The 12682-nt window shown below is 46.2% G+C and carries 10 protein-coding genes; all 10 read right to left on the minus strand.

Annotated elements, in window-relative coordinates; genetic code table 11:
* Positions 1-57 precede the first annotated feature (57 nt).
* The gene (locus tag R7Q11_RS16050; RefSeq protein ID WP_130546530.1) at positions 58-1191 is read right to left on the minus strand and encodes a flagellin; all 1134 of its coding nucleotides are present in this window, start codon (positions 1189-1191) and stop codon (positions 58-60) included.
* A 506-nt stretch (positions 1192-1697) separates the two neighbouring features.
* On the minus strand, positions 1698-2852 hold the full coding sequence (locus R7Q11_RS16055) for a flagellin (RefSeq protein WP_042522766.1): 1155 nt from the start codon (positions 2850-2852) through the stop codon (positions 1698-1700).
* A gap of 427 nt (positions 2853-3279) precedes the next feature.
* A complete protein-coding gene (flgL, locus tag R7Q11_RS16060) occupies positions 3280-4473 on the minus strand; it encodes a flagellar hook-associated protein FlgL (protein WP_005382037.1) in 1194 nt (397 codons plus the stop codon).
* A gap of 13 nt (positions 4474-4486) precedes the next feature.
* Positions 4487-6427: a flagellar hook-associated protein FlgK gene (gene flgK / locus R7Q11_RS16065; RefSeq protein WP_225466573.1), complete on the minus strand. Its 1941-nt coding sequence runs from the start codon at positions 6425-6427 to the stop codon at positions 4487-4489.
* 160 nt (positions 6428-6587) lie between these two features.
* A complete protein-coding gene (gene flgJ, locus R7Q11_RS16070; protein WP_225466579.1) occupies positions 6588-7514 on the minus strand; it encodes a flagellar assembly peptidoglycan hydrolase FlgJ in 927 nt (308 codons plus the stop codon).
* 16 nt (positions 7515-7530) lie between these two features.
* Positions 7531-8622, minus strand: coding sequence for a flagellar basal body P-ring protein FlgI (locus R7Q11_RS16075; RefSeq protein ID WP_005393118.1), 1092 nt, complete (start codon positions 8620-8622; stop codon positions 7531-7533).
* A 43-nt stretch (positions 8623-8665) separates the two neighbouring features.
* Positions 8666-9445: a flagellar basal body L-ring protein FlgH gene (gene flgH / locus R7Q11_RS16080; RefSeq protein WP_005382033.1), complete on the minus strand. Its 780-nt coding sequence runs from the start codon at positions 9443-9445 to the stop codon at positions 8666-8668.
* 30 nt (positions 9446-9475) lie between these two features.
* Positions 9476-10264: a flagellar basal-body rod protein FlgG gene (gene flgG, locus R7Q11_RS16085; RefSeq protein ID WP_005382032.1), complete on the minus strand. Its 789-nt coding sequence runs from the start codon at positions 10262-10264 to the stop codon at positions 9476-9478.
* Between the two features lie 18 nt (positions 10265-10282).
* Positions 10283-11032 carry a flagellar basal-body rod protein FlgF gene (gene flgF, locus R7Q11_RS16090; protein ID WP_005382031.1) on the minus strand — a complete coding sequence of 250 codons (750 nt, stop codon included), beginning with the start codon at positions 11030-11032 and terminating at the stop codon, positions 10283-10285.
* Between the two features lie 331 nt (positions 11033-11363).
* On the minus strand, positions 11364-12677 hold the full coding sequence (gene flgE, locus R7Q11_RS16095) for a flagellar hook protein FlgE (protein ID WP_005382030.1): 1314 nt from the start codon (positions 12675-12677) through the stop codon (positions 11364-11366).
* Between the last annotated feature and the right edge of the window lie 5 nt (positions 12678-12682).

Below are 12682 nucleotides of genomic sequence, written 5' to 3' on the forward strand. Positions count from 1 at the left end.
CAATAAGCAAAAAGCCAGGGATGAGCCTGGCTTTGGTTTCTTGCTTTGTTAAAGTGATTAACCTAGCAGACTTAGCGCTGAGTTAGGCGCTTGTTTCGCTTGCGCAAGGATTGAGCTTGACGCTTGCGATAGAATTTGTGATTTGGTCATTGCCGTTGTTTCTTTCGCGAAGTCAGTATCTTTGATACGGCTCTTCGACGCATTCACGTTCTCGTTAATGTTGTCCAAGTTGCTGATTGCGTGGTTGAAACGGTTCTGGAATGCACCTAGCTCTGCGCGGTGGCTGTCTACGTATTTCAGTGCCGCATCGATGATAGCAACAGATTCTTGTGCGCCACCAACTGAGGTTACGTCGATAGTATCTACTGTTACTTTTTTGCCTTCGCCTAAGCCTAGTTCACCAGATAGACCGCCTGAAAACTCGACCTCGCCCTCAACTTTGTTGTTGCCAGCGAAGATTTGCAGTTTACCGTCTTGGTCTACTGAGGCTTTCACTAGGTCAGTTTGGCCGTTAATGTAAGTCGCAAGCTCTTCGATATCGTCACCCGCTTTTGCGCTGATGTTGATTTCTTGCTCTTGGCCGTAGCTGTCCGTTAGGTTGATTTTTAGGTCGTTCTTACCTTGGGCAACGTTCCAGTCTTTACCTTTACCACTTTCAGCTTGGTAGCTCACACCGCCCATCATTTTGTTGTCTGAACGCATGTCTTTTAGCTCAAGCATCACTGCTTCACCGTTATCCGCACCGATTTGGAACGATTTCGCACCGTGTGTGCCGTTTAGTAGCTTGTTACCACCGAAAGAAGTGGTTTCTGCGATACGGTTTAGTTCGTCGTTGAGCGCGGTCACTTCTTCTTGAATCGCCACACGCTCTGATTTCGAGTTTGAGCCGTTTGCTGATTGTAGAGACAAATCACGCATACGTTGAAGAATGTTAGTGGTCTCGTTCATTGCACCTTCAGCAGTTTGTGCAATCGAGATACCGTCGTTCGCGTTGCGAACCGCTACATCCAAACCACGGCTTTGTACGTTCAAACGGTTCGAGATTTGTAGACCCGCAGCGTCATCTTTTGCGCTGTTGATTTTGAAACCCGAAGACAAACGCTCCATAGAAGTTTGTTGAGCTGAGTTTGCGTTGTTTAGGTAACGCTGAGCGGTCATCGCTGATACGTTAGTGTTTACATTCACTGCCATGGTGATTTCTCCAATTGATTTTCCGGTGTAGCGGTTTCCGACGTCTCGGAAAACCAAGTAGTTCTCTCAAAGTTACCTCTATTAACGACACCAAATTCAGAAGCTTTAGAAAAAAGTTTAAAAAAATAACATTGCGAGATTTAGCTAATAAAATTGAAGAAAAGTAAGAAAAAGTGCTCAAGTTTCCACAAATCGAGCCGAGAGGGCTAAATTGTATAGAAAACCAGCAAAAGGAAACAATTAAAGGTAAGTTCGCAGACGATAGACGTGAAGATTAGAAAAGAAAAAGCCCCTTTTCCTTTGAGAGAACTGGGGCTAGGTTGGTCGCCAGAGCCTATGTGGAGATCAAGAGAAATGAACACATTTCCGGCATACCGAGTGCAACTTTACATTGAAAATGATTGGCAGGTGAGAGATGAGAGAGCCGCTCATTCTATTGTAAAGCTGCTTGCCAAAAGCCTGCATTCCCATCCACGTCTGAATGTATTGAGTACAGGCTAAGTAAACTACTGCAATAGTGACATTGCAGAGTTTGGCAACTGTTTCGCTTGAGCAAGAATCGATGTACCTGCTTGTTGCAAAATTTGTGCTTTGGTCATTTGCGTGGTTTCTTTCGCAAAATCTGTATCTTTAATTCGGCTGTTCGATGCGTCAACGTTTTCTTGGATGTTTGCCAAGTTGTTGATGCTGTGACTCAGACGGTTTTGCTTCGCACCTAAGTCTGCACGTTGCGAGTCTACGTATTTCAGTGCCGAATCCAGCACAGAAATCGCGTTTTGAGAACCTTGTACCGTGGTCATATCAATATCTTGTACTGACGTTCTGATAGGTTCATCATTCAGGCCAAGCTCAGATGCTAATCCACCAGAAATAGAAATCTCACCCTGAACGTTTGGATGCGCGACAAAAACTTGCAACTTGCCATCTTCACTTACAGACGCATTAATCATATCAGACTGACCATTAATGTAAGTGGCAAGCTCTTCGATGTCGTCGCCCACTTTGGCATTAATGTTGATTTCTAGATCATCAACATTGCCGTCTTCGTCTTCACCCATACCTGGTAGCGTGATCTTCAAGTCAGATTTAGCTGGGTCAACGCTCCAGTTTTTATCTTTACCGTTCTCAGATAAGAAGGTCACACCGCCCATGCGAGTATCGTCCGCACGAATGCTGGTGAGTCCCATGATCATGGCTTCACCTGAGCTCGCACCAATCTGGAATGCCGCTTCACCGAATGAGCCGTTCAATAGACGACGACCACCAAATGAAGTGGTTTCTGCAATACGGTTTAGCTCGTCAATCAATGCCATTGACTCTTCGTTGATCGCCTGACGCTCAGCTGGAGAGTTAGTACCGTTCGATGATTGAATCGCAAGGTCACGCATTCGTTGCATGACAGAGGTTGCCTCATTCATCGCACCTTCAGCGGTTTGTGCAATCGAGATACCATCGTTCGCGTTACGCATTGCGACATCTAGGCCACGAGACTGTGCAGTTAAGCGGTTAGAGATCTGTAGACCTGCCGCATCATCTTTTGCACTGTTAATCTTATGTCCTGAAGATAAGCGCTCCATCGACGTGTTTAATTCATCAGTCGCTTTGTTTAGGTAACGCTGCGCGGTCATCGCGGAGACGTTAGTACTAACTGTTACAGCCATTTTGCTCTCCTGTTGAGTTCGCAAGCTTTTGCGAAGCGGCCAGCTTTACTCTCATTTGGATAAGCACTGACCGTAAAAGTTACTTGCTAAATCTGCCTTAAACGCAGGGTTTAGAATCTCTAAATCTGTTCTGATATTTTCAATACAATTTGTGTGCCAACTTGCGTGAATTATTTAACTACTTTTAAAAGAATCAAATAAACAATAAGTTAGCTTTATCATTAAGCTATTTCCGGTTTGTCAGCCTCATCTTAGCCCAAGGGTATTGAACGCTGCCCTGTTGCCGCCCGACTTGCCTCCCGCATCATTGCCGCTTTGGGTAAAATCGTGCCGCATGACATCTCAGACTCTCAGGTTACGTCGACTTATCGCGCTTAAGGCTTTGCACATAAGGCATCAAAATCAGACAATGTGTATGAGTGTCATACTAGATGTAGTTAAACAACGTTAGATCTTTGGTCTTACCGAATGCTTGTTGCGATGCCTGTAACGCTCGCGAGTTTTCACTGAACTCGATCACGGCTTTGGAGTAATCCAAGTCCTCAAAGTTGCTCTTCGCTTTTGCCAGAGACAAATTAAAGTCTTCATGATTTTGCTCTTGGATATCCAGCGTACTCAATCGAGCACCGGCATCTGTACGCGCTTTATTCAAATGGATAAAAGCAGCGTGGAATTCTTCTGTCATTTGGTGCAATTTGGCGGTCGCCGACGTATCCGAAACCGATTTGTCTGACCATGCCATTGCATCCTTGAAGGTATCGAAAATGCTGAACTCTGCCCGCTTTTCGATCTCAATGCTGTCACCAGGCGTAATTTGGCCTTTTACATGCACTTTCAGGCCTTTGTATTCAATCCCTTTCTCTGGAGAAAACTCATCGGCATCCACTACTTTGCCGTTACGCTCTAATTGGTAACCAAATTTGCCGTTATTCATATCGACAAATGTCACGCGATACGCCGCATCATCCTTAGCGTCAACGTTAGTAGCTTTGTTTAGCAACAGCTCAGAGCCATTTTGTAGATCGTAATTCGGCTGATAGTCGCCAAATGGGTTTGGTATCTCCATAAACAGCTTGCTGCCAGGATCGTTCATTGGCATCTCAAGCATGCTAGAAACTTTCATTTTGCGCTGATAATCGTCCCCAGCGTATTGCACGCTACCATCTTTATCGCGATAAAATGGTTGGCTTTTTGGCTTAGTGCCAGCAAACACGTAGTTACCAGATTCATCTTGCGAGTTCACCAAGTTAAGGAAGTTGTTCGCAATCTCTTCTAGCTCACGCTTCTTTGCTTGTCGGTCTTCAGCAGAAAAGGCACCGTTAATCATCTCCATCGTTAAGCGCTTCGACTCGTCGGCAAAATTCTCCGCATTGGCGATATTAACTTCGTGGTTTTCTAGACGATTACGCACCAACACTATCGAGCTAAGATATTGTTGTAGCTGTTCTTGTTGCTGACTAATGTTTTGGATGTAATGCGCAGCGAGGGGGTCGTCACTAGGTTTCAGTAACTTTTTCCCTGAAGCAAGTTGCTCTTGGTTGTGGTGAACCTTATTCTCTTGACGACGCAGATCATTTTGTACGGACTGATAGTTATGGAAACTAGAAATTCGGGTTAGCACTTATCTCTTCTCCTTACCTCAGTTGTAAAATGGTATTGAAGGTATCATTCGCCGCTTGCATCACACGTGATGAAGCCATGTACGCTTGTTGAAACTTCATCATGTTGGCCGCTTCTTCATCGAGGTTAACGCCAGAAATAGAAGCAACGCGCTCTTGCGCCGCTTCATGCTCTAAACGAGCGACGGAGGCTAAACGGTTTGCTGTAGAAGATTTCAGTCCAACTTCAGTATTGAGGTTATGATAAACATCGATCAAGGTACTGGATTTTCCATCCATCATCTTGTCTGTTTGGATCTTCTGCATTTTTCTCAAGTTGCCGTTACCACCTTCAGAAGGCACCAAGTTTGCGGTGAATTTATCATTCATCAGTGCGCCTTCGCTCAACTCAAACACGGTTGCATCGCCGTTTTTATACAGCGGATGGCTTTTCGGCACTGAGATTTCAATCATCGGGTTATCTTTATCTAACGGGTATGAGTATTTGTCCGATAGTAAATTACCCTTGTTATCCGTGATCTTTAACCACGGCTTATCATGCTTCTCGTCGGCTGGTTGTACGGTAACCTCAAACTCTTTAACATCCCCCGCCTCACGAATTTTAAACTTGGCGTTACCTTGGGCAAAAGTGGTTGAGGCTTCATAACTTTGTGCGGCAATAGCTTTTGCGTCGTTGGTTTCCATCTTTATGATGGCTGCACCACTTCTCGTTGGGCGGAGCAATACGCGCTCACCGGCGCCAAGGCCTTCACCAATTTGCACTTTCATACCATCCAGAACAAACGACGAATCCGAACGGTCGATGTTCAACGACATTTGCTCACCTTTCGGTGTTGTCACGCTGTATTGGTCGCCATCAAAACGCAGCGAATATTCACCACCTTTGATCGCGGAAATGTCCTCGATGTAAACCGCAACATCAGCTTGTGAGTCAGGCGCAGCAAAAACTCGAGATTTTGCCACCAGCTCAGAGTTCACGTCGGTAAATACGTCTTTACCTATCTTGCCGTTGAGATCCAGACCTTGAGATTGCAGCTGATTAATTTTGTAGGAAAAGCCCGTCGCTAAACGGCCCATTTCATCTTGCAGTTGTGGGATGTGTTTGTCGCGCATTTCAAGTAAAGCGCCGATTTTGCCATCCATATCATCAGACTTGATCGCTTTAATGCCATTCCCTTCCACCATTGCTAATCGTCTTTGATGAACATCCGGATAGCCATCGATCATTTTGAGCTGGCTTGCTTCCGTGCCAGAAACAAGAGTGTGTCCATTGCCGATATGAACATTAAACCCTTCCGCATTTTTGCGTGGGGTTACGGTAACTTTGGTGTACTCTGACAGCTCAGTAACCAGCTTTTCATGCTGATCCATCAGGTCATTATGTGGACCGGGAGTACGCATCATCACTCGATGAATATCGCGAATTTCCAACGCAAGTTGGTTAACGCGCTCAATGCCCATATCCAATTTTTTATTGGTGACATCAGATTGCAGTCGCACGGTTTCGTGGAAATCATTTAATGTATCAGAGAAGATTTTCGCCTTTTCCAATACCACTTTTCGTGCCCCTAAATCGTTCGGGGTATCTGCCATGGTTTTTACCGCATCGAACCACTCATTCAGGTTCTCAGGAATTTTCTTCGATGCCACAGAGCTCAACATACTAGAGAGCATATCAAGATTGCCTTGGGTATCCGTTTTGTTGGCATTGTTGGTCGACGACAGGTTCAGTTCATTCACGGCAAACTGATCCCACGAGCGGCGAACATTTTCCACATGCACACCCATGCCGTAGGTAGAACCACCAAACATGCGCGGATCATTCGTGCCTTGGATAACAGACTGACGGCTATAACCCTCTGTATTAACATTAGAAATGTTATGACCAGTGGTGTTTAATTGTCTCTGAGCAGTAAGCACACTTTGAGTACCTACATTCAGAAGATCTGACGCCATACATGCCCCCGAAAACGAAATATAAATCGGCAAAACCGATCACCTAGACACATTAAAAGCAAAAGATGTGCCAAGTGATAGAAAGGCGTAGATGTTCAGATAAAGTGAAGGCTTGCACTATGGCAAGCCTTCGAGAACGTCATAAATTGTCGCAGAGACATTACATACTTTCGATTTTATCCTTCACCTGCAGGACTTTATCTGCGTAATTCGGATCGGTCGCGTAACCCGCACTGTGGATACCGCGAATAAACAACTCTGAATTCCCGCGTTTCTGCAATGCTGTCTCGTAACGTGGGTTGTCATTCAAAAATCGTACAAAGTCATTAAAGCTGTCTTCGTAACTTGAGTAGGAGCGAAACTCTGCCGTCTCTTTCACTGGCGTGTTATCGTGGAACTCTAAAGTTTGAGTCGTCACTTTGTCACCCTGCCAGCTTCGATCTGCTTTGATATTAAATAAGTTGTTGCTGCTGCCACGCGCGTTCTTCACGACCTTTTGTCCCCACCCCGTTTCCAAAGCGGCTTGCGCAAGTAGCAGAGATGGCTCGACTCCTAGGGCTTTCGCAGCTTTCTCCGCGTATGGCTTCATCGAGTTAACAAAGGATTCTGGTGAATCGAATCGAGTGGGTTCATTGCTTGGTCGAGATAGTTGACCAGATTCAATCAAGCGCTGTTCAATCTCGCGCGCTTTTTTCGGGTCAACACGACGATATTCCGCAGCATTGTTTGCCGCATCACGCATAGCCGTTTCTTTTTTGTCGTTCCCTTGCCCAGCCGTTAATTGCTTAACAATCATATCGGCCAGTCCCATTGAACCAGACGAACTCAATTCACTCGCCATCTGTTCATCCAACATTTGTCGGTAGAACTTCTCGTTTTGGCTGTTCATCATGTTGGACTCAAAGCCCTCATTGGCTTCACGCATGGATTTCAACATCATCGAGGTGAAGATCGATTCGAACTGACGAGCAGCCGCATGCAATGCTTCTTGCTCGCCATCTTTTCCCTCTTTCACTGCTTTTTGACGCAGAGTATCCAGAGAACTGATGTCATGGATAAAACCAATGTCGTTAGGATTGTTCATTATACCTACCTCCTAACCATTAAATGATGATCAACTGGCCTTCAATGGCACCAGCTTGTTTCAATGCTTGTAGAATTGCCATCAAGTCCGAAGGCGCAGCTCCGACTTGGTTCACGGCACGGACCAAATCATCCAACGTTAAGCCTGGTTCGAACTTAAACATTTTGCCTTGTTCTTCGCTGACTTCGATATCCGAGTCTGGTACGACAACGGTTTGCCCACCAGAAAAGCCGTTAGGTTGGCTAACATTCAGGTTTTCTTTGATCGCAACCGTCATGCCGCCATGCGTTACTGCTGCAGGTTTAAGACGTACATGCTTACCAACTACGATGGTGCCCGTTCGTGAGTTAACGATGATTTTGGCTGCACCATCTGCTGGGTCGAACTCTAGGTTTTCGATTGCCGATAAGAACGCAACACGCTGGCTGACGTCACGAGGAGCACGCACGCGCACTGATGTCGCGTCAACAGCGCTCGCCATTTGTGGGCCAAGGAAGTTGTTTACAGCATCCGCCATACGTTGAGCCGTTGTGAAGTCTGACTCAAGCAAGTTGAACGTGATGTAATCACCACGACCAAATGGGTTTGGAATTTCTCGCTCTACTGTCGCACCACTAGAGATAAGACCAACGGTTGGATTGTTACCTACGATTTTAGAACCGTCAGCGCCTTCAGCACTGAAGCCGCTCACCACTAAGTTACCTTGAGCAACCGCGTAAACTTGACCGTCGAGACCTTTGAGGAACGTTTGTAGTAGCGTACCACCACGCAAACTTTTAGCACTTCCGATGGAAGAGACTGTCACGTCCACTTGCTGACCCGGTTTAGAGAAAGGCGGCAATTCTGCCGTAACCATGACTGCGGCAACGTTTTTAATTTTTGGCTTTGTGCCCGGCGGCATCTGAATGCCGAAGTTTTGCAGCATGGCGGCGAAACTTTGCTCTGTAAACGGGTTCGCTTCACCCGTACCAGGTAAGCCTGAAACCAAACCATAACCCACGAGTTGGTTGCTTCGTACACCTGCCACTTGCGCGACGTCTTTGATACGTGCGGCTTGGGCTACGGTAGAAAACAGAGCAACGCTCATCAGTACTAAAAGGAGTTTTTTCATGCTTACTTATCTCTTGCAGTCAAATTGCCGTCAGCAGGGCGTGTTATAGCGCTACATTAAAGAATCGTGCCAAGAAGCCTGGCTCTTGCATATCTTGTTGCAAACCAGTGCCAGAGTACTGAATTCTTGCGTTAGAAACTCGATTTGATGCAATGGTGTTGTCGAAATTAATATCATCCGGACGAATAGTGCCACTTAAACGTATGTACTCATCACCCGTATTTAGCGTCATCCACTTCTCACCGCGGATCACGAGGTTGCCGTTTGCCAGTACTTCGATCACCTCAACAGTGATGTAACCACTGATGCTGTTGCTCTGCTTTGCAGAAGAGTCACCTGCAAATGAGTTGGAGTTGTTTAGGTCATAAGAGAAATTATATTTTCCGCCAATTTGCAGCTCTTCTCCGCCCACTTGAAGCGGGTCCATTTGCGCTTCATTGGTTTTCGATAAATCGGCATTTGCGCTTTTCGTCGCACTGGTTGTCTCATCCAGTGTTACGGTAATAATATCGCCAATACCACGTGGTTTAGAATCGTCGTAGAGATCGGTAATGTGCTCGGCGCTAAACAACGAACCTGTTGCAGCAGCGTAATGCTCAGGCTTGTTTTTCGGATGAATTGGAGCCCACGCAGGGTCGCCAGCAACCGGATCACTTCTACCACGTAAAGTATCTACAATACCGCTGCTCTCTTCTTTCGATTTATCGCCTTCTACTGCGTCGACCACAGTGGTTGCTTGTGTCACTTCATCCGTTTCAATCGGTTCCAACATGGCACAGCCCGACATCGTAGCAATCAAAGCGAGTAGGCAAATACGTTTCATCGTGAGCTCCTCAAATCTTGCTCTTAATCGTTACAATTGCTGGTTAACGAAGCTCATCATCTTATCGACTGACGAGATCACTTTTGAGTTCATTTCGTAAACGCGCTGGGCTTCGATCATGTTGACCAACTCTTCTGTTACATTCACGTTGGACGCTTCCAGCATGGATTGACGAATTTCCCCCAAACCGTCCAAACCAGGAACACCCTCTTGTGGATCGCCACTGGCACCCGTTGGTAAGTAAAGGTTCTGACCAATTGGCTCTAGGCCACCCGGGTTAACAAAGTCTGTAATGGTTAGCTGACCAACGACTTGGTTGTCTTGCTGACCTCGGACGCGAACCGACACTTCACCATCCGTACCGACAGTAATAGAAATCGCATCTTCTGGAATCACAATTTCAGGCTCTACAGGGTAGCCAGAACCCGACGTGACTAACGTGCCTTCACCATTTAGCGTGAACTGACCGTTACGGGTATAACCGATGTTGCCGTCCGGCAATGTCACTTGGAAAAAACCGTCGCCTTCCACCATCATGTCCAGTGCGTTGGTCGTTGTCTGTGCATTGCCGTGCGTGTGCACTTTTTGCGTCGCAACCACTTTAGAACCCGCACCTAACATCAAGCCACTTGGCAGTTCCGTGTTCTGAGATGACTGGCCGCCAGGCTGGTTGATGTTCTGATAGAACAAATCTTCGAATACTGCACGGCTCTTTTTGTAGCCGACAGTAGAAGCGTTCGCCAAGTTGTTCGAAATCGTGGCAATGTTGGTTTGTTGGGCGTCTAGACCTGTTTTACTTACCCATAGTGCTGGATGCATAGTGAACCTCTAACTCTGTTAACTCATACGAAGCAGTGAATCTGAAGATTTATCCATTTCTTCAGCTGTGCTCATCATCTTGACTTGCATTTCAAACTGACGTTGTAAGTCAATCAATGCGGTCATTTCACCTACGGCATTCACGTTACTGCCTTCTATCGCTCCCGTCTGGAGACTAACAGTCGCGTCTGCTTCGTAAGGTTGGTTTGGAGTTTTATGGCGAAATAAGCCATTGGTGTCTTTAAACAAGCTTTGATCATTAGGCTTAACGAGCTTAATGCGATCAACCGCTTGGAATTCTTCTGCCGGGGCACCTTGAGGAAGTACAGAGATGGTGCCATCCCGACCGATTTCAATTTTGGAGAGAGGGATAGGCAAAGTAATCGGCGCGTCGTTTTCACCCAGCACCAAATGACCACTTGCGTTGGTAAGCATGCCATTTTGATCGACTTTTAGGTTGCCGTTACGGGTCAACCCTTCTTTCCCTGTATGATCGAGTACCGATATCCAACCGCTGCCTTCAATCGTCACATCCAGATCACGCCCTGTTGTAATCACGCTACCTTGAGCAAAGTTATGCCCTGGACGCTCTGTCATGCTGAATACACGTGAAGGATGGCCTTCACCATAAGCCTGCATTGAGCGAGCCTGTGCTAAATCAGCCCGAAATCCGGTCGTGCTTACGTTAGCCAAGTTATTAGCGCGCAATTGTAGTGCCTGCATATTTTGCTTGGCGCCACTCATTGCGAGAAACAGTGCGCGATCCATAAATTACTCCAAAAAATCTCTCTGTACACGGAGTAGAAAGCAATAGTTATGCCAAAACAAAAATAGACTTATTAATCAATACTTTGAATTAAAAATCAACAATGAAAAGAGGTCAATAGAGGCAGAAAACTGTAACGAGAGGCAAGGTTTTGATCCATACGGCGGCAACAGCGGCAAATCGTAGATCAAAGCATGCTTAGCCTGAGTGAGGTGTATTCAGGCTAAGCATCAGATGAATGTCATGATGAAAATGAACAAAGCGGTAATTACTAAGAAGCAATCACACGCCATTGCTTACTCAAGCAGAGTATCGAATGACCCAGCTAGTGCTCTAGCGGATCTGTAAGATATTCTGTTGTAGTTGGTTGTGTACTTCTAGCGAACGTGAGTTTGCTTGGAAGTTACGCTGAGCAGAGATCAGGTCCACCAACTCCTGCGTCATATCAATGTTTGACTGTTCCAGCATACCGTTATTGATGGTGCCGAAAGAGCCTTTATTTGATTCACCCCAGATCTTGTCACCAGAGAACTGCGTTGAATCCCATTGAGTGCCGCCTTTCTTATCCAGACCTTGCTCGTTTGGAACACGTACGAGAGCAACACGACCCAATGTAACGTTTTCACCGTTTGAGTAAGTTCCCAATACGCTGCCGTTTTCATCGAAGTCAACTTTGGTTAGGAAGCCCGTCGTTGCACCGTCTTCGTCAAACTTAGTCAGTTCGAACGGAGCCGCAAACTGTGTTGCTGAGCCTAAGCCGAAGTTAAGCGTCTGCGCAGGATCGGCACCATTCATATCGACTGGTGTCGTGTTCGTCGCCGGATCGCCCAGAGCCACAGAAGTGATTGGCTGACCATTGTTCAAGCTCGCCAACGTACCATCGTTGTTGAACTTCATGGTATGCCCCACATGACCTGTTGGCGTTTGCGCATCACCAGCCGCAACATTTAAAGGCTTTTCACCTTCTTTATCTGTCACGGTGTAGTAAGTGTTCCATGTATTTGGCTGAGTCTGATCTTTCAAGTAATACGTCGTTAGCTTGTAAGACTGACCCATCGAGTCATAAATTGTCGAAGAGGTTGAACGGTTGTATGTATCTGGGTCTGAAAAATCAAACTGCGTTGGATCTTTCAAATCGCCGTTCGCTGGCAAGTTCACACCCACTTCAATGTTTGCTGTTTGTTTTGGCTTACCAAATTCAGCAGGAATATTGATGGGTTGTGGCTCGTATGAAGAAACCTCACCAGAGCTTGGGTCCACTTGGTAACCTAATAAGAACTCATCGTTCGCGGTCACCATGTAGTTTTCTTTATTTAAGTGAAATGCACCATTACGTGTCAGTTCATTCTGTTGTGGAGTTAGACGCTCTTTCGCTACAGCGAAAAAACCTGTCCCCGAAACACGCAAATCCATTGGGTTGTTGGTGTAAATGCTAGAGCCTTCATGGAACTGCTGTGCCACTTGGCTTGCTTGCGCACCACCACCCGGTGTGGTTTTTGCGTTAGTAAATAAAGAGTTAGAGTAGACATCAGCAAACTCAGCACGGGACTCTTTAAAGCCGTAAGTGTTGGCGTTCGCAATGTTGTTACTGGTGGTGTTCAAATCCAGTTGGGCGGCGGACAAACCGCTTAAAGATACATATGACATTCCAA

The sequence above is a fragment of the Vibrio sp. 970 genome, assembly GCF_033339075.1.

Bases quoted from the DNA above. Each gene is read 5' to 3' on its own strand.
- R7Q11_RS16055 (WP_042522766.1), bottom strand. From the start codon at position 2,852: ATGGCTGTAACAGTTAGTACTAACGTCTCCGCGATGACCGCGCAGCGT.
- flgG (WP_005382032.1), bottom strand. From the start codon at position 10,264: ATGCATCCAGCACTATGGGTAAGTAAAACAGGTCTAGACGCCCAACAA.
- flgF (WP_005382031.1), bottom strand. From the start codon at position 11,032: ATGGATCGCGCACTGTTTCTCGCAATGAGTGGCGCCAAGCAAAATATG.
- R7Q11_RS16075 (WP_005393118.1), bottom strand. From the start codon at position 8,622: ATGAAAAAACTCCTTTTAGTACTGATGAGCGTTGCTCTGTTTTCTACC.
- R7Q11_RS16050 (WP_130546530.1), bottom strand. From the start codon at position 1,191: ATGGCAGTGAATGTAAACACTAACGTATCAGCGATGACCGCTCAGCGT.
- flgK (WP_225466573.1), bottom strand. From the start codon at position 6,427: ATGGCGTCAGATCTTCTGAATGTAGGTACTCAAAGTGTGCTTACTGCT.
- flgH (WP_005382033.1), bottom strand. From the start codon at position 9,445: ATGAAACGTATTTGCCTACTCGCTTTGATTGCTACGATGTCGGGCTGT.
- flgE (WP_005382030.1), bottom strand. From the start codon at position 12,677: ATGTCATATGTATCTTTAAGCGGTTTGTCCGCCGCCCAACTGGATTTG.